Source organism: Bacteroidota bacterium, assembly GCA_016713765.1.
Classification (GTDB): domain Bacteria; phylum Bacteroidota; class Bacteroidia; order AKYH767-A; family 2013-40CM-41-45; genus Pollutiaquabacter; species Pollutiaquabacter aromativorans.
The window spans coordinates 2156573-2173837 of record JADJON010000001.1 but is presented as its reverse complement, the minus strand read 5'-3'; the positions used below and the strand labels follow the sequence as shown (position 1 = coordinate 2173837).

Annotated in this window: 13 protein-coding genes and 1 pseudogene; 8 read left to right on the top strand and 6 right to left on the bottom strand. The window is 53.3% G+C overall.

Annotated features, from left to right (window positions below; all coding sequences use genetic code 11):
* Window positions 1–104 precede the first annotated feature (104 nt).
* A pseudogene (gene mnmE / locus IPJ96_08370) lies at window positions 105–1506 on the top strand (tRNA uridine-5-carboxymethylaminomethyl(34) synthesis GTPase MnmE).
* 24 nt (window positions 1507–1530) lie between these two features.
* Here the strand turns inward: mnmE and deoD are convergent.
* Window positions 1531–2238 carry a purine-nucleoside phosphorylase gene (deoD, locus tag IPJ96_08365; protein ID MBK7910363.1) on the bottom strand — a complete coding sequence of 236 codons (708 nt, stop codon included), beginning with the start codon at window positions 2236–2238 and terminating at the stop codon, window positions 1531–1533.
* Window positions 2239–2280: 42 nt separating this feature from the next.
* Entirely contained in the window at window positions 2281–2670 is a 390-nt protein-coding gene (locus tag IPJ96_08360; protein MBK7910362.1) for a cupin domain-containing protein, read from the bottom strand.
* Window positions 2671–2803: 133 nt separating this feature from the next.
* On the opposite strand from IPJ96_08360, the gene IPJ96_08355 reads away from it, so the two are divergent.
* The 7 genes from IPJ96_08355 (at window position 2804) to IPJ96_08325 (ending at window position 12229) form a co-directional block, all read left to right on the top strand.
* A complete protein-coding gene (locus tag IPJ96_08355) occupies window positions 2804–4096 on the top strand; it encodes an acetyl-CoA hydrolase/transferase family protein (GenBank protein ID MBK7910361.1) in 1293 nt (430 codons plus the stop codon).
* A 44-nt stretch (window positions 4097–4140) separates the two neighbouring features.
* Entirely contained in the window at window positions 4141–5673 is a 1533-nt protein-coding gene (locus IPJ96_08350) for a CotH kinase family protein (GenBank protein ID MBK7910360.1), read from the top strand.
* Between the two features lie 21 nt (window positions 5674–5694).
* The gene (locus IPJ96_08345) at window positions 5695–6978 is read left to right on the top strand and encodes a replication-associated recombination protein A (GenBank protein ID MBK7910359.1); all 1284 of its coding nucleotides are present in this window, start codon (window positions 5695–5697) and stop codon (window positions 6976–6978) included.
* Between the two features lie 103 nt (window positions 6979–7081).
* Window positions 7082–8716: a hypothetical protein gene (locus IPJ96_08340; protein ID MBK7910358.1), complete on the top strand. Its 1635-nt coding sequence runs from the start codon at window positions 7082–7084 to the stop codon at window positions 8714–8716.
* Window positions 8716–9963 (top strand): hypothetical protein, encoded by a 1248-nt coding sequence (locus tag IPJ96_08335; GenBank protein ID MBK7910357.1) that lies wholly within the window; start codon window positions 8716–8718, stop codon window positions 9961–9963. Before IPJ96_08340 ends, IPJ96_08335 begins: the two co-directional genes overlap by 1 nt.
* Complete coding sequence (gene kdsA, locus IPJ96_08330; GenBank protein ID MBK7910356.1) at window positions 9963–10775, top strand: 3-deoxy-8-phosphooctulonate synthase; 813 nt, start codon at window positions 9963–9965, stop codon at window positions 10773–10775. Before IPJ96_08335 ends, kdsA begins: the two co-directional genes overlap by 1 nt.
* Window positions 10776–10789: 14 nt before the next feature.
* Window positions 10790–12229: a T9SS type A sorting domain-containing protein gene (locus tag IPJ96_08325; GenBank protein MBK7910355.1), complete on the top strand. Its 1440-nt coding sequence runs from the start codon at window positions 10790–10792 to the stop codon at window positions 12227–12229.
* On the opposite strand, the gene IPJ96_08320 is transcribed toward IPJ96_08325, so the two are convergent.
* From IPJ96_08320 to ffh, 4 genes are all read right to left on the bottom strand, one after another.
* Window positions 12223–14196 carry a PD40 domain-containing protein gene (locus tag IPJ96_08320; protein ID MBK7910354.1) on the bottom strand — a complete coding sequence of 658 codons (1974 nt, stop codon included), beginning with the start codon at window positions 14194–14196 and terminating at the stop codon, window positions 12223–12225. The genes IPJ96_08325 and IPJ96_08320 overlap by 7 nt on opposite strands.
* Window positions 14197–14282: 86 nt before the next feature.
* Window positions 14283–14906: a 7-carboxy-7-deazaguanine synthase QueE gene (locus IPJ96_08315; GenBank protein MBK7910353.1), complete on the bottom strand. Its 624-nt coding sequence runs from the start codon at window positions 14904–14906 to the stop codon at window positions 14283–14285.
* 20 nt (window positions 14907–14926) lie between these two features.
* On the bottom strand, window positions 14927–15865 hold the full coding sequence (locus IPJ96_08310) for a bifunctional 5,10-methylene-tetrahydrofolate dehydrogenase/5,10-methylene-tetrahydrofolate cyclohydrolase (protein ID MBK7910352.1): 939 nt from the start codon (window positions 15863–15865) through the stop codon (window positions 14927–14929).
* Between the two features lie 33 nt (window positions 15866–15898).
* Window positions 15899–17233 (bottom strand): signal recognition particle protein, encoded by a 1335-nt coding sequence (gene ffh, locus IPJ96_08305; protein ID MBK7910351.1) that lies wholly within the window; start codon window positions 17231–17233, stop codon window positions 15899–15901.
* Between the last annotated feature and the right edge of the window lie 32 nt (window positions 17234–17265).

The following is a 17265-nucleotide window of genomic DNA, read 5'->3' as shown; positions in this document are numbered from 1 at the left end:
TGGTTGCTAAAGAAGAAGTCTGACTTTTCTCGCAATTCCAGCGCGAAAATAGTGTTTTGCCCCCATGAATCCACCGGATTGGGTAAATTTGCACTCCTTTCAACATGCTGAATTTCAAGCCGGACGATACCATTGCGGCGCTATCGACAGCCCCCGGAACCGGAGCCATTGCGGTGATCCGGCTATCGGGGAAATCCGCTTTTACCATCGGTGACCGGGTGTTTCGTGCAAAATCCCGGTCAATAAAGTCGTTGCAGGACCAACCGGGCTATAGCCTGCACTTCGGTGAATTTCATTTCGACGATGCGGTCCTGGACGAAGTTCTCGTTGCCGTTTTTCGCGGTCCTCACTCCTACACGGGTGAAGATACCCTGGAATTTTCCTGTCATGGTTCACCATTCATCCAGCAACAACTCTTGCAGGCGCTTTGCCAGCAAGGGGCACGGTTGGCTGAACCGGGAGAGTATACGCTTCGCGCCTTTCTGAATGGAAAATTGGATCTGTCGCAGGCCGAAGCGGTCGCCGATCTCATCGCGAGTGGTTCGGCCGCTGCCCATCGCGTGGCCTTGCAACAGATGCGCGGAGGTTTCAGCAGGAAGATCAAAGACCTGCGTGCCGAACTCATCCACTTTGCATCCCTGATTGAATTGGAACTGGATTTTTCCGAAGAAGATGTTGAATTCGCCAACCGCGAACAAATGCGCGGTCTGGTCAAGCGTTTATGTGGCCAATTGGACGCCTTGATTCGCTCGTTCGAACTGGGCAATGTCTTGCGGAATGGCATCCCGGTCGTTATCGCGGGTAAACCGAATGTGGGCAAGTCAACTCTCCTCAATACGCTGCTGCGGGAAGAACGCGCCATCGTCAGCGACATAGCCGGAACGACCCGCGATACGATCGAAGAAGAGCTCAGCCTCCAGGGAATACGGTTTCGTTTCATCGACACCGCAGGGATCCGGGATACCAGCGATACGATCGAACGGATCGGTGGAGCGTACGCTGGACAAGATCCGGCAATCTCCGCTCCTGCTCTACCTGTTTGACGTTACCGAAACGACTGCCGGCTCGCTGCAATTGGAACTCGAAGCGTTACGAAAATTAGCCGGCAGTGACACGTTCCGTCTGTTGCTTGTCGGAAACAAGTCCGACGGCAGCCAACCCGAAGCGCTAGAAAAGGAATTCAAGAACTATCCTGAAGTCATTTTTCTTTCTGCAAAATCCGGATCGGGACTCACTGTATTAGAAGAACGCTTGCTGTCGGCGGTTGACGCCGAACGGTTGCAAAGCGGCGACACGATCGTGAGCAACGCCCGGCACGCACTTGCTTTGCAGCAGACCGAAGCTGCACTTGAAAGGGTACTTGCCGGTCTCGATTCCGGAGTTACGCACGATTTTATCGCCAGTGACCTGCGGGTCGCCTTGCATCACCTGGGCGAGATCACCGGGGAAATCAGCACCGACGACCTCCTGGACAACATTTTTTCCAAGTTCTGTATCGGGAAGTGACGATCCTTACGGAAAAGTCCGGACTCAAAGCTCAACACAGGCCTCCAAAGCCAGTTCGATCATCGGCTTGAGTGATTTTTCCCTTGCTTCTGGGCTGATGACTTCGCCGGTCGGAATTACGTCGGAAATCGTCAGCAAGGTGCCAGCGGTCTTTTTCAGGTAACGGGCATTGGCAAAGAGGGCGAACGCCTCCATTTCGACCGCCAGGCAGTTGTGTTCAGCGACGATCTCGGGCAACTCCTTGCTGGCTCTGTAAAAAACATCGTTGGAATGAATCGTTCCGGCATGCACCGGCTGGTTCAACCGACGAGCGGCTTCATTGATACGTTCAAAAGCAGGCCCTTGATGGACCATCTTATTGCCTTCGAAGCCGAAAGCGTTGTGCGCGTAGGTCGATTCGCTGCAGGCAAACTCGGCGTTGACCAACTCGTAAGTCTTCAGATTCGGGAGGTAAGAACCGGCCGTTCCGATCCGGATAATGGTCTCGACCTGATATTCGGTATAGAGTTCGAAGGAGTAGATTCCGATGGACGGACAGCCCATTCCGCTTCCACCTACGGTGACGCGCTTGCCTTTGTACTCACCGGTAAAGTAGAACATGTTCCGCGTGGTGCTGACCAGCTTTGGATCCTTCAACCAGTTTTCGGCGATGTACTTAGCGCGAAGCGGATCGCCCGGGAGCAGAACGATGGGTGCGATGCTTCCCTTTTCAGCGTTTATGTGAAGGCTCATAGTGTTTGAATCAATAGTTGATATTCCGGGGTGCAAAAATGCTCACTTCAATTCAAAATCCCTAAAGTCGAATCCGGGGCTGACCTGACAACCCACCAGGCAGAAAGACCCTTCAGCCGCCAACCTGGCCCCGAACCATCGACCTGCAGGTACGACATGTTGCAAGACTTCGCCGTCGAAACAACGCTTTCCCAGCCGTGTCACCACTTCCCTGCCCTGTTCATCGATTTCCACAATTTCCAGTCCTTCGCCATCGTGATAATACCAAAGTTCATCGCTTTTAATCCGATGCAAGGCAGAGGACTGACCCGCTTTCAGCAGAAAAAGAATGCTGGTGGCAAGTGATCGGTCACTGTCAAAGTCAGCCAAGCAGATATTCGTTGCACTTCGGAAGGTCTCTACAAAGTACCCTCCCTCCGGATGGGCAATCATGTGAAAGTACCGGATATAGTCATCCGCTGTCATGTCCGAAAGATACGGATATGATGTACACGACCTTTTCCAACGTTTCTCCCTGATGAAGGTCAGAGCCGATTCAGGAGTTCGGAATATCTTTGCCCGCATTATGCAATACAAAGTAGATTACCTCCCGGCTTCGGAGGCGCTCCAGGTAGTCCAATCCGGTCAGCGGGTCTTCATTCACGGCAGCGCGGCGACTCCTACCCATCTTGTACGGGCACTGGCCGGGGAAGCTCCACGACTAAAGGACGTGGAAATCGTCTGTATCAGTGTACTGGGGGACTTCCCGATAGCCGAATCCCGGTATGAGGGCAACTTCAACATCAATTCATTCTTTGTTTCCGAGCCGATCCGTCCCGCCGTGAACGAAGGGCGTGCCGACTACATTCCGGTCTTTCTCAGCGAAATCCCGGATCTCTTCCGCACCGGTATCATGCCCCTGGATGTGGCGTTGGTGCAGGTATCGGAGCCGGATGCGCATGGCTTCGTATCCCTTGGCACCTCTGTGGATATCGCCCGAGCCGCCGTCAATACAGCCGAACATGTCATTGCGCAGGTCAATCCACTTATGCCACGAACCCACGGCGATGGACTCATTCATGTCAGCGAACTGGATGCACTGGTTTATGCGCCAGAGCCCTTGCACGAGACGGTTTTCGGCGATCGGGTAACCACCACCGAACGGAAGATCGGCGAGTACATCGCCGAATTGATTCCTGATGGCGCTACGCTTCAAATGGGTATTGGCGCCATTCCGGATGCGGTGCTGAGTTGTCTCGGCAACCACCGTGACCTGGGCGTTCATACGGAAATGTTCTCCGACGGGATCATTCCGTTGATCGAATCGGGTGTCATCAACAATAAACTCAAAACGAAGCACCCCGGACGGGTGGTGACCGGTTTTTGTCTGGGCAGCCGCAAACTGTACGACTATGTTCATGACAACCCGTTCTTCACCTTTCTGGACATCGACTATGTCAATGAAGTATCCGTTATCCGTCAGAACCACCAGATGGTGGCCATCAACAGTTGCATTGAAATCGACCTGACCGGACAGATCTGTTCGGACTCTATCGGCACTTATCAGTATTCCGGTGTGGGTGGTCAGATGGATTTCATGCGTGGCGCGGCCTTGTCAAAGGGCGGGAAAGCCATCATCGCGCTGCCCTCGCGTACACAGAAAGGTGTTTCCCGGATAACGCCCTTCCTTAAGCAAGGTGGCGGAGTGGTAACGACGCGCGCCCATGTCCACTATGTGGTCACCGAACACGGTATTGCCTACCTGTTCGGGAAAAACCTGCGGGAACGCGCCCGCGAATTGATCCGCATCGCTCATCCCGATGACCGCGAACTGCTCGAGCAGGCCGCGCGTGATCGATTTGGGCGATGGTCGGATTAAACCCAGCTACCCATTAGATGTCCAACGGACTTCCATCACCCGCCATGCGTCAATTTCTGTTCCTGGTATTTTCGATCGTGTCCGCCGGATTGCATCTTGCAACGGCCCAAACAGCCGGACAACAACTCTGGTCGCAAGCCGTCGTGCATGATGTGTACCTGCAGTTCCACCAGCTTTCCTATCTCGATACGCTGTCGACCAATTATACAGCGGATGTTTATACCGTATGCGACCTGACCATAGACGGCCAAGTGCTTTCTAACAGCGGCGCTAAATACAAAGGCAATAGCTCTTATAACAATCCCGGACCGAAGAAATCTTTCAAGCTTGATTTGATCGAATTCGTATCCGGTCAGGAATATGATGGCATCAAGAAATTCAACCTGAACAATGGCTTCAAAGATCCCAGCTTTCTCCGGGAAAAACTGATGCTCGATTTTCTGGTTTCACACGACATAGCGGCACCCAGATGCTCCTATGCCAGGGTCTTCGTCAATGGCACCTATTGGGGTTTATACACTTTGGTCGAAGAGGTCAATAACGACTTTTGCGACCGTTGGTTCGGTAGCAGTTCCGGCAACCGGTTCAAGGGTGATCCTTCCGGTGACCTGCGCTGGTATGGAAGCAGTCCGAACTTGTATTACAACCGTTATGAACTGGATAATAACGAAACGGCCAACGACTGGAGTGACCTGATCCGACTGATCGATAAGATCAATAACAGCGGAACAGCCTTTCATGATTCACTGGCCGAAGTGCTGAACACCTGGCCTTTCTTCCGCCATTGGGCTGCCGACAACCTGTTCGCCAATCTGGATTCCTACATCGGCTCCGGTCACAATTATTTCATTTATCACGAAAGTGTATCCGATCGCTTCGAATGGATCCACTGGGATGTAAACGAAGCGTTCGGGAATTTCCAGCAACAACTCAGTCTTGCACAGATCAAAACCTTATCGTGGGATTACATCAGTAATGCGACAGGGCGACCCTTGTGTCAACGCGTGCTGGGCGACCCGGGATACCGGAGCGATTACATTCAGGCGCTGTGCCTAGTGTCGGAAGATTTCAGTAATACCTACTTTGACCCGATCATCGACAGCATTGTCCCGATCATCCGTCCGTTCGTGTATGCCGATTCGATGAAGACCTTCTCCAATCAACAGTTCGAGGACAACGTGGTTTCCGACATCAGCATTACCAGCCCCATGGGTACACAATGGATCGCCGGCATCAAGTCGTTCATCCAGGACCGGGGAAGCAACATCCGGAGCCAATTGTCCTCCTTAGGCTGCATAGTTGGAGTCGATCATTCCACGGCGGGAAATTCCAAACCTCAATTATTCCCCAATCCTGCCAATAGCACCACCTTCATTCGCTGGGAACAACCTTTGGCAAACCCAATACGTGTGGAAATGCTTGACCTGTCCGGTAAAATGATCCGAATTTCTCAGGTTCAAGTTGGAGTTTCGGAATATGTTCTTTCGCTGGACGATCTTCCGGCTGGAGTTTACCTCCTCCGGCTGGGTTCGGAGGGAACGGCTCCGACCTGCCTTCCGTTGATGATCACACGCTGAGCATTTGCTTACCTTTGGGGCATGAGTCCGCTCGCCGAGCGCATGCGTCCAGAAGATCTGGACCACTACATTGGACAGGAACACCTGGTCGGACCGGGCGGAGTGTTGCGCCGTTCCATCGAAGCCAATACCATCCCGTCCATGATTTTATGGGGACCTCCCGGAGTCGGTAAAACGACTTTGGCGGGTATCATCGCGAAAAAGCTCCGCCGGCCGTTCTATATCCTAAGTGCCGTTTCGTCGGGTGTCAAGGATGTCAGGGAAGTCATCGAAAAAGCTTCCCAATATTCGAGGGAGTTGAAAGAGGTTCCCGGAAATGCAATCCTTTTCATCGATGAAATCCACCGGTTCAGCAAGTCCCAGCAGGATTCGTTGTTGGCCGCGGTCGAAAAAGGCATCATCACCCTGATCGGCGCCACAACGGAGAACCCATCCTTCGAGGTGATTTCTCCCTTACTCAGCCGCTGTCAGGTTTACGTTTTGCGGGAGCTGACGCGCCAAGCGTTGCTGGCCATGTTGCAACAGGCGATCGAGCGCGACGACTACCTGCGCCAGCGAAAAGTCGATTTGAAGGAAACCGATGCCTTGCTCCGCATCTCAGGAGGAGATGGCCGCAAACTATTGAATTTGCTGGAGCTTGTGGTACAATCCATGCCGCCGTCCTCGCCAGCGATCATGACAGACGAAGCAGTGCTCTCCGTTGCGCAGCAGAATCTGGCTCGATACGACAAAGGGGGCGAGCAGCATTATGACATCGTCAGCGCGTTCATCAAATCCATGCGGGGCAGCGACCCGAATGCAGCCGTGTATTGGTTGGCGCGTATGATCGCAGGCGGTGAAGACCCGTCCTTCATCGCGCGTAGGATGTTGATATTGGCTTCGGAGGACATCGGTATGGCTAATCCGACCGCATTGGTAATCGCCAATGCCTGCTTCGAAGCAGTGAATCGCATCGGCTACCCGGAATGCAGGATCATCCTTTCTCAGGCGACCGTTTACCTGGCCACTTCTCCCAAAAGCAACGCTTCCTACATGGCCGTTGAAGAAGCCCTTGCACTGGTCAACAAAACCGGCGACCTGCCGGTCCCTTTACACATCCGCAACGCCCCTACCCGGCTTATGAAGGAACTGGACTATGGTAAAGGCTATGCCTATGATCATTCCAGGCAAGGCAGTTTTTCCGGACAAGAGTTCCTGCCTTCGGAGATCAGCGGTACACGCCTGTATGATCCAGGGAAGAACAGCCGGGAAAACGAACTTCGGGAATGGTTGAAAGTTCGTTGGAAGGATAAATACGATTACTGAGCAGGTGAATCCGGTTGGTAAATGACATTGCGCTGATAACTTCAACCGAAATCAGGACCGTCATGCTGATAAAATACGCATCTTACGAGACTGTACATTGACTATGTCGTTCAGAACAATAGCCCTACGATTCCTGAACAGCCCGTTTACTTTCTTCGCCATCCTGCTCCTGCCCGGCTTGTCGCTACCGGGATGTAAAAAGGAAAATGATCGCCCGCAGTGGGACGTAGAAGTCGCCGGCCCTTTGCTTTTCGCGGACATTGGCATCAACCAACTCCTTGCGGATTCGCTGACTCAAGCCGAAGCGAACGGAGCAATCCGCGTGGTATATGAAGAGACGGTTGACAACCTGGACCTCGACTCGATTTATACGATCCCGGACACCTCGATTCAGACGCTTTACATATGGTCCCTCTTCCCCTATCTCGTACAACCGAACACGCCTTTTTACACCAACGACAACAATGTCCGTCTGGGCATATCGGGCGTTGAGCTAAAGAAGGCCTACATCCGGACCGGCAAGATCGGCTTGAGTATTCGAAACACGCTTCCTACACGCATCTATTTTACCTATACGATTCCAAAAGCGATTAAGAACGGTAACCAGTTCCAGGTTGTACAGGATGTTGGCCCCGGCAGCATCAGTTCGCCGACCATTTTCAACGGAACATACGATTTCGATGGTTATGACGTAGAACTAACCGGTGCCAGCGGACTACTCGTCAACACCATCGCCTACAATGTTCAAGCTGTTTCCGATCCCGCAGGATCGGCATTTACCGTAAATCCGGGTGACACCATGATCAACCTGGAAAGCACACTGCTTTCGATCGAACCTTCCTACGCGAAAGGATACCTTGGGCAAACTTCGGTGAACCTCTCGGATTACGCTAATGTCGGATTAGGCAATATCATACGTGACGGCACCGTAGAATTGGACAGCGCGATGCTCAGGCTTGATGTGATCAACAGCATCGGCGCTGACGCGTCGGCGATCATAGCTAACCTGGAGGCGACCAACAATCGCACCGGTACCACGATCCCGCTAACAGCGCCAGGCATCCTCAATACCCGGCTGAACATCAACCGTGCTTCGGAAAGCGGCAACGCTTCGGATCCGGTCAGGCCTTCCACGCTTAGCTTGAGCCTGGACCGTTCGAACAGTAACCTGGTGGATCTGCTGGAGAATATTCCCGATCGTCTGGATTACAATCTGGATCTTTCACTCAATCCCCTGGGCAATGTTTCAGGAAGCAATGATTTCGTTTACAGTGACCGTCTCGTTGCCTCACGCCTGCGACTTGAACTACCACTCAGGTTTGCCGCCAATCAGATACTCCTGGCTGACACGCTGGACTTGACGGCAGATAACCTGACTAACCTGGATCCCGTTGGACCTACTATGGTGACGATGGTTGCCGAGAACGGCTTCCCGCTCAACATCGAGTTGCAATTTTTCCTAATAGACGAGAACGGGACTGTAACCGATTCGCTGCTGCAGCAGGGAAACCTGATTCCATCCGCTTATGTAGATGGCGCGATGAACGTGGTAGCCGCCCGATCGACGCGCCTAGAAATACCTGTCGAAGCCGAGCGGAAATCCCGTTTGCAGTCGGCCAGGAAGATCGGGATACGCGGCCGGTTCACAACCCCCGCTTACCCTGTGTTGGTTCAATTCTATGAACATTACCGCCTGCGCATCAAACTGGTGGCAGAAGGAACTTATTCCATCCGCTGATGACCGGCACGTTACATCGCCTTTGTTTACTGTTGATATTGGTTGGATGCCGATCCGTGTTCGGTCAGGTTGCTACGGTGGAACTTTTTCCGGAGAAAAGTTATGTCGGACTCGATGCGGGATTCGCGTTTCGTTCTGATTGCATCACTCATGAGTTTGCGTCGGCCTACTTCCGTCATGCTTTCATCGACGAGCAGATCAAGGATCGTGTCAGTACGGGGTTAGATGCCCGCAATGCCTTTGCGCTGGATTTCGGGGTAAGAACCTATTATCGTCACAGGATCCTCGCGGATTCCGGCCGTTTTACCTCCTGGGGCATTGAACTGGAAGATCGCCATTGGATCCATTCGGATTTCAGCAGCGACGCATTTGAATTGTACTTCCGGGGCAACCGAGCTTACAAAGGCCGATCGGCCGATCTCTCTAATTTCCGATTTTCCGATCTGCATTGGCAAGCCGCGAAGGCTTCGGTGCAAATCCGACTCTCCAGCCATAGCGCGTTGGACGCGGGCTTCGGCCTTGTGCGGGGACAGGAATTCTTAGACATCCGTACAAAGCGCGGAAGTCTGTACACCGCGCCGAATGGCGACTACCTGGACGCCGATCTGGACCTAACGATACGCCAACAGGATTCTTCAGGTACCGGATTCGATTCCTGGAACGGAACGGGTGCAGTCATGGATCTTCGCTGGAAGAAACAATTTCGCGACGGTTCCCTGTTTGAGATCGGGGTCAGCGATTTCGGCTTTATCGGCTTCGATGGTGGAAGTTCATTCGTGCCCGCCGATACAACCTACCGTTTCGAAGGTATTGATGCGACGGACCTTTTCGATTTTACTGATACCGTGAGCGGTACGATCAATTCGGACAGCGCGTTTGTCCAGGGATTTCTGACGGACCGCCGAGAGGAATCCAGTCTTCAGCCACTGCCCGGACTACTTCGTGCCACCTATTCGCTACAATGGTCGGAAGGTAAATACACCTGCACCTGGGAGGTACAGCAACGATTGTTTTACGCGGCCAGACCCTTGGCCCGCATGGAGGGCTCCTGGAGCATTAACCGACATCATCGCCTTCACCTTGGTTTGCAATATGGCGAATATACCACCTGGGTAGCCGGATTGGGCTATACGCTGCGTCTGGGCTCCTGGCAATTCCATGCCGGTAGCCGGTTCCTGAGTGGTTGGATCAACCCGGAAGGCCGCTCCGCCGGGGCTTTTGTAACTTTGCGAAAACAATTACCCTGATGATTCCGAATATTCCGTCGCTTCGACATACCGATTCCGGCAATTTCTTTCTGCTTGCAGGTCCCTGCGTGGTAGAGGGAGAAACCATGACCCGAAAGATCGCTGAACGGGTTGTTGGAATTTGCGATCGACTGCGCATTCCGCTCATCTTCAAAGCGAGTTATCGAAAAGCGAACCGTACACGTGTCGATTCCTTCACCGGCATCGGCGATGAAGCGGCACTTGAAATTCTGGCACGCATCCGAAGCGAATTTTCCGTCCCTGTTGTCACCGACATCCACGAAAGCGATGAAGCCGCCCTGGCTGCCCAATATGTTGACGTGCTACAGATCCCGGCATTTTTATGCCGGCAAACGGATTTGCTCGTCGCGGCCGCTAAAACCGGAAAGGTTGTCAATGTTAAAAAAGGACAATTCCTTGCACCGGAGTCGATGAAGTTCGCAGTGGATAAGATCCGAGCGGCAGAAAACGATAACGTCATGCTGACGGAACGGGGCAGCATGTTCGGTTATCAGGACCTTGTCATCGATTACCGCGGCATACCGGTCATGCAGCAAAACAAGGTTCCTGTTATTCTGGACATCACCCATTCGTTGCAGCAACCCAATCAAAGTAGCGGCGTAACCGGCGGTCGGCCGGAACTGATCGGGCTGGTTGCAAAAGCGGGCATTGCTGTGGGAGTTGATGGATTGTTTGTAGAAACGCACCCGGATCCGGCCAATGCCAAATCAGATGGTGCGAATATGTTGCACCTGGACCGGCTCGAAGAGTTGCTCGTTCGCTTACTGGCTATCCGCGCCGCCATTGCCTGAAAAAACACCATCGTATGAAGGGTCGTTTCCTCGCTTTCCTGTTGCTGCTCAAGAGTGCAGCCTTCGCTCAGCCTGCCTTCCAGCATTCATATGCCATGGGAAGTCAGAACGAGGGGAAAGCAGCAGCCATCGCAGCGAATCACGATCTATTTTTCGCCGGCACGACCAATGACAACAACCTCTCACAGTCAAACATTTATCTTCTTTGCACCGACAGTGCGGGGAATTTCCGCTGGCAACGTTCGTATGGCGGCGGCGGTGTTGAACAAGGAACAGGCCTCACACTGTTAGCCGACCAGACGCTGATGATCGGCGGGTACAGCAACAGCTTCAACTTGACAAGCGACTACGACGGCTATATCCTTCGCGTGGATGCGGCTGGCGATACCTTATGGACGCGGCATGTTGGTACAGGATCCTGGGACTTCCTTACTTCACAGTGCGCCGGGATCGGAGATACGGTCGTATTCGCCGGCTATTCCTATGGGAATGGATCCTCGTTGGCACAACCCTGGATCGTAAAGGCATTATCGGATGGATCCATCGCCTCAACGCGCATCCTACCCATCGGCGAAGAGTGTTTTGTGAATAAAGTGAAAGTCCTGTCCGACGGAAAGATTCTCTTGGGGGGTTACTACGGTACCGGGCCGAACAACCCGGATGATGCCTGGCTTGGCTTGTGCGACGCCTCGCTGGATACGATCTGGAACAGGAGAATCGACTACGGACATGCCGAACGGATCTGTGGCCTCGACCAGTTCCCCAATGGGGACTACCTCTTTGCCGGCCGGTTGACCCTTAGCACCAATGGCTTTGATCAGAACATGATCGGCCGGATGGATAACGCTGGCTCCCTTGCCTGGACGAACATCGCCGGCGGCGATTCCACCTACGACGGTTTTGATGATGTATTCATCCGAAACGACACCCTGTTTTGTGGTGCCACGACCGCAACCTTCGGTCAGGGTGCTCGCGATTTTCAATTGATCACCTTCGACGGTGCCGGTAACTTCCTGATCGGAAAAACTTATGGTGGTCCCGAAGGGGATCAGGTGCGAAGCTGTATTCCCGGCGAATTTGGTGGCGTAATCCTGACCGGTTACAGCAATTCCTTTCCGGTTGACCAGCAGACGCTTTTTGTCGTGCGTACCGATTCCGCTTTGGAAAGCACGAACAACACGGTAATTGGCGTATCGGAATTATCGAAAAACAACTTGATGGTTTATCCGAATCCTGTCCGTTCCAATCAGGAATTGACAGTTTCCAGCGCTGTCCCGCTTCAGGAGATCGTACTGACGGATCTTTCCGGACGCATTGTCCTACGCCAGTACCCGAACAGGAAGGAAATCAACCTGGCGATTACCAGTCAGTCTGCCGGCATCTATCTGCTTGGCTGTCGCTACCAGGATAACGACTGGATGATCCGAAAAGTGATGATCAGCGGGGATCATTGATCCACGGCAACGATCGTGAACTCGGTGCGACGGTTCTGTGCACGCCCCTGTTCCGAAGCATTGTCTGCGATCGGCTTGGCGTCTCCGTATCCCTTTGAACTCATGCGGGAAGCAGGAATCCCCTGTCCAACCAGATAGTCGTATACGGCCTTTGCCCGCTTGTCTGACAGATTGAGGTTATAGGTCTTACTCCCGACATTGTCGGTATGTCCGCCGATCTCAACCCGCACTTTGCTGTTCTTTTGAAGAAAGGCCACCACTTTCGACAATTCCGCTCGTGACTCGTCTTTGAGATCGAATTTGTCGAACTCGAAAAAGATGTTCTTCAAAACGACACTTTCACCAACACGGATCGGTTTCAACGGAATATCCTTTACCAGGGGATCGGATGCAGCCTTGGGATCGTCGAGTCGGAATGTTTCCGAATAGAACAGATAACCATCCTTGGCAACGTTGAGCGCGTAGCTCTTACCCGAAGGCAGACACACCAGGTACTCCCCGCTTCCGACGTTCGATGTCGAGCTGACGACCGTCTTACGCGTCGCGAGGTCGATCAACTCAAAGCCGGCCGCCAGTGGTTTCTTCGTGTCAGCATCGTAGACTTTACCTTTCATGTAGGTAACGGGTACCGGTCGCATCGATTCCGGAAGTTCGAATTGATACAGGTCAAGTTGTCCGTAACCACCTGCCCTGTCCGAGGCGAAAAAACCCAGCTTACCATCGGGGCTGACGAGGAGTGAATTCTCATCGGCGCCGGTATTGATCGGATATCCCAGGTTAACCGGTTCGCTCCAGCTTCCATCGGGCTGGCGGCGAGCGAGGAAAATATCGAGACCACCCATGCCCGGATGCCCGTCGGAAGTGAAATAGAGCGTCTGATCGTCGGGGTGAATGAAAACCGACATTTCATCACCAGCAGTATTGATCTTATCGCTGACAGAAACCGGTTCGGTCCAGGCTGAATTGTCTCCAATGCGCGTCATCAAAATATCGCGCTGGCGACGACCATCGCTTCCGGTGATCGCGCGAACGAAGTACAGGGTACGACCATCCGATGAAAAAGACGGCTGACTTTCCCATGCGCCCGTATTGATGGGCATCTCCAGATTACGCACCGGCCCGAATCGATCCCCGACTTTCTTGGTCAGGAAAAGGTCGCAGCTTCCTTTGGTCTTTCGAGCGTCATTGGAGAGCATCTCTTCGCAAGCAGTGAAGAACAAGTACTGCCCGTCCGCAGAAAGCGCCGGAGCGCCTTCATTGCCACTGGTGTTGATCTCTGCTACCGGAGCCGCATCCGACCAGTTTCCGTCGGCATTTTTGTGACTTACATAGAAGTCCTCTTGTTTGTTCGCTCTGCCGGCAGGATCCCGAAAGCGCGAGCGCCGCGTGAACAGGAAGGTTGCTCCGTCGGCGGTAATCGCCGGGAAGTACTCTTCTTCCGGAGTGTTGATGGCGGAACCCATATTCACCGGCTTGAACGGGACGGGCGACTTCACAGCTTGCTCGGCAAAGGCACAACTCGTCGACAATTGTCTGGCCTTTGCTGCCAGGCCGGCATTGATTTTCGGGTAGGTCAGAAACTTGTCGAGGTGTGTGTGGGCATCGCTGTAGAGGCCTTCACTGAATTCGACTCTGGCAAGAGAGTAATAATTGTTCGGAAAGAAATCAGGATTGATTTCAATGGCCTTCTTGTATGCCGCTATGGCTTGCGGATACAATCGTTGATCGGTGAGGATATTCGCCCGCATCATGTAGGCTTCCACAAAATTCGGGTCGGCGTCGATCGCGCCTTGTAAAAACTTCAGCGCCTGCTCATCTTGACGGGAGTCGTAATAGCCTCCGGCCGTTTCGAATGCACGGATAGCGCGGGAATCGGTTGACGTATACTTCGGCTCCTTTTGAGCAAAGAGGGACAGCGAAGTGAGCAGAAAAATGAACAGGAAATGCAGCCTGCGGGAAGGGATCATGAAGCGGGTTTCGAATGCTAACACTTCAAAGATATTGCCACACCCATCCTGTCGATTGCCCGAAAGAACCGATTTTCAACAAACCATCAGGGAATCTGCATGAACTTGTGCGTTTGCAGGGAAATCGTCCATTCCGGGTGACGTTTGACGAAGGCAATGATCTCGGGAAGTACTTTATCCCGCACACTGTACTCCGGCTGTAAGAAGAGCCTCGTTCCTGCGGAGGTCCCGGAAGCCTGTTCCTGTGCCCAGGACAAGTCGTGGCGGTTGAAAACCACCACTTTCAATTCATTCGCTTTGGCCAGCGATGCAGGAAGAACCGGTTTGAACTTCTTTGGAGAGACACAGATCCAATCCCAGGTCCCACTGACCGAATAAGCACCCGATGTTTCAAGATATGTTGCGATCCCTTCCTGTCGGAGCCGAGCAGTCAGGCCATCCAGCTCATACATGCAAGGTTCTCCGCCGGTGATGACCGCCCGTCTTGCACCCGTGTCCTTTACCCAACCCACGATGGTTTCCAGGGTGTATACCGGATGCACGGAAGCGTCCCAGGATTCCTTGACATCGCACCATACGCATCCAACATCACAACCGCCGAGGCGAATGAAATACGCGGCCTGACCGGTATTTGCGCCTTCACCCTGGATGGTGAAATAGTGCTCCATGACCGGAAGCCGGGATCCGTTGGCTGGATCGGATGGTTGCATGTAACAGGAATTTTGTGGGGTCAGAAGCGCACTTCTTTGCGCGCTGCCCGCAGCGTATTCTTCAAGAGACCGATGATGGTCATCAACCCGACTCCACCCGGTACCGGACTGATGTAACTGCATTTGGGTGCTACGGCTTCAAAGTCGACGTCTCCGACGATGCGGAATCCGCTTTTCGTTTCCGGCGCCGGCACTCGGGTAATGCCGACGTCCACAACGATTGCTCCGTCCTTTACCATGTCGGCTTTGATGAACCGGGGCTTACCCAGCGCTGCTACGATGATATCGGCTTTGCGGCAGTGTCCGGCAAGGTCGCGGGTTCTGCTGTGTGCCAGTGTTACGGTACAATTTCCGGGTTCAGCATTTCGTGAAAAGAGGATGCTGGCCGGCATACCGACGATATTGCTCCGCCCTACGACTACGCAATGCAAACCCTCCGTACGGATCCCGTAATGTTGCAGCAAGAGCAGAATACCGTAAGGTGTCGCCGGTAAAAAGCAGGGAAGGTTTTGCACCATGCGGCCGACATTGACGGGATGAAAACCGTCGACGTCCTTCTCGGGACGTATCGCTTCCGTCACCTTCTGAACACTGATGTGCTTGGGAAGCGGAAGTTGCACCAGGATCCCGTCAATGCCGGGATCATCATTCAACAGGCTGATCCTTTCCAGCAGAAATTGTTCGCTGATCGATGCATCGTATCGCTCCACTGCACTGTCGAAGCCGACCAGACCGCAGTTCCGGATCTTGCTCGCGACGTAGGTTTCAGAAGCGCCGTCGTTTCCCACCAGGATGGCGACCAGTTTCGGCGCCCTCCCGCCGTTGGCGATCAGCTCGCGCACCTCGGCTGCAATCTCTTCCCGGATGCTGGCGGAGACCACCTTCCCGTCAAGCAACACCGCCCGATCACGCGTGGTACCGTCCGGTGTGGTGGTGGGAAGGTTCGCGGCGTCAGGCATCGGACTTTGGGAAAGGTTCATGGATGATTCTGTTTATCGCGGCATCTTCGGCATGTTGCGCATCAACCGGGCCGCCTGGTCCTTGTTGGAGAAGACTTTCATCATCTTGCGCATTTCGTCAAATTGCTTGATGAGGCGGTTGACATCCTGAATGGTGGTTCCGCTACCTTTGGCGATCCGGTTACGGCGACTTCCACTCAGGATAGCGGGGTTTTCCCGCTCCTGCATGGTCATGGATTGGATGATGGCTTCGATCTGCTTGAATGAATCGTTGCTGATGTCGATATCGCGAACCGCCTTACCGACCCCGGGTATCATGCCGAGCAGATCCTTCATGTTGCCCATCTTCTTGATCTGCTGGATCTGCTGATAGAAATCGTTGAAGCTAAACTGGTTCTTCTGTATCTTCTTCTGCAGCCTTGCAGCTTCTTCGGCATCGAACTGTTCCTGGGCCTTTTCGACAAGCGAAACGATATCCCCCATTCCGAGGATACGATCCGCCATCCGCTCAGGATAGAAGATGTCGAGGGCATCGAGTTTTTCCCCGGTACCGACGAATTTGATCGGCTTATTGACGACAGACTTGATGGAAAGGGCGGCACCGCCACGGGTATCACCATCCAGTTTCGTCAGTACCACGCCGTTGAAATCGAGTCGGTCGTTGAACGCTTTGGCGGTATTGACGGCGTCCTGACCGGTCATGGAATCGACCACGAACAGGATCTCGTTCGGCTGAATCGCCGACTTGATCCGGGCGATCTCGTCCATCATCTCTTCGTCGATCGCCAGGCGACCCGCGGTATCGATGATGACGACGTTACGGTTATGCTCCTTCGCGTACCGGATACCGTTCTGCGCAATGGTAATGGGGTCCTGATTGCCGGGCTCGCTGTAAACGGGCACCTCGATCTGTTCGCCCAGCACTTTGAGCTGATCAATAGCGGCAGGGCGGTAAACGTCGCAGGCAACCAGTAAAGGGAGTTTCTGCTTTTTTGACTTAAGGAAGTTGGCCAGCTTGCCGGAGAGCGTCGTTTTACCGGAACCCTGGAGACCCGACATCAGGATGATCGTCGGGTTGCCGTTCAGGTCAACTTCCGATTTGGAGCCCCCCATCAACTGGGCGAGTTCATCGTGCGCGATCTTGACCAACAATTGGCCGGGAGAAACTGATTTGAGTACGTCCTGACCAAGGGCTTTTTCCTTGACCGTATCCGTGAATTGCTTGGCGACTTTATAGTTGACGTCCGCGTCGAGCAGCGCCTTCCTCACCTCCTTCAGGGTTTCGGCCACGTTGATTTCCGTGATCCGGCCTTCCCCTTTGAGAAGTTTAAAAGCCTTTTCAAGTTTATCGCTTAAGCTCTCAAACATAATTGATATTCAATTAGTTATGTAATTCCAGT

What these genes read in the sequence shown, in the direction of transcription:
- IPJ96_08320 (MBK7910354.1), bottom strand. Translation starts at nt 14,196, where the DNA reads ATGATCCCTTCCCGCAGGCTGCATTTCCTGTTCATTTTTCTGCTCACT.
- deoD (MBK7910363.1), bottom strand. Translation starts at nt 2,238, where the DNA reads ATGAGCCTTCACATAAACGCTGAAAAGGGAAGCATCGCACCCATCGTT.
- IPJ96_08310 (MBK7910352.1), bottom strand. Translation starts at nt 15,865, where the DNA reads ATGCCTGACGCCGCGAACCTTCCCACCACCACACCGGACGGTACCACG.
- IPJ96_08315 (MBK7910353.1), bottom strand. Translation starts at nt 14,906, where the DNA reads ATGCAACCATCCGATCCAGCCAACGGATCCCGGCTTCCGGTCATGGAG.
- IPJ96_08345 (MBK7910359.1), top strand. Translation starts at nt 5,695, where the DNA reads ATGAGTCCGCTCGCCGAGCGCATGCGTCCAGAAGATCTGGACCACTAC.
- kdsA (MBK7910356.1), top strand. Translation starts at nt 9,963, where the DNA reads ATGATTCCGAATATTCCGTCGCTTCGACATACCGATTCCGGCAATTTC.
- IPJ96_08355 (MBK7910361.1), top strand. Translation starts at nt 2,804, where the DNA reads ATGCAATACAAAGTAGATTACCTCCCGGCTTCGGAGGCGCTCCAGGTA.
- IPJ96_08335 (MBK7910357.1), top strand. Translation starts at nt 8,716, where the DNA reads ATGACCGGCACGTTACATCGCCTTTGTTTACTGTTGATATTGGTTGGA.
- IPJ96_08360 (MBK7910362.1), bottom strand. Translation starts at nt 2,670, where the DNA reads ATGATTGCCCATCCGGAGGGAGGGTACTTTGTAGAGACCTTCCGAAGT.
- IPJ96_08325 (MBK7910355.1), top strand. Translation starts at nt 10,790, where the DNA reads ATGAAGGGTCGTTTCCTCGCTTTCCTGTTGCTGCTCAAGAGTGCAGCC.
- IPJ96_08340 (MBK7910358.1), top strand. Translation starts at nt 7,082, where the DNA reads ATGTCGTTCAGAACAATAGCCCTACGATTCCTGAACAGCCCGTTTACT.
- ffh (MBK7910351.1), bottom strand. Translation starts at nt 17,233, where the DNA reads ATGTTTGAGAGCTTAAGCGATAAACTTGAAAAGGCTTTTAAACTTCTC.
- IPJ96_08350 (MBK7910360.1), top strand. Translation starts at nt 4,141, where the DNA reads ATGCGTCAATTTCTGTTCCTGGTATTTTCGATCGTGTCCGCCGGATTG.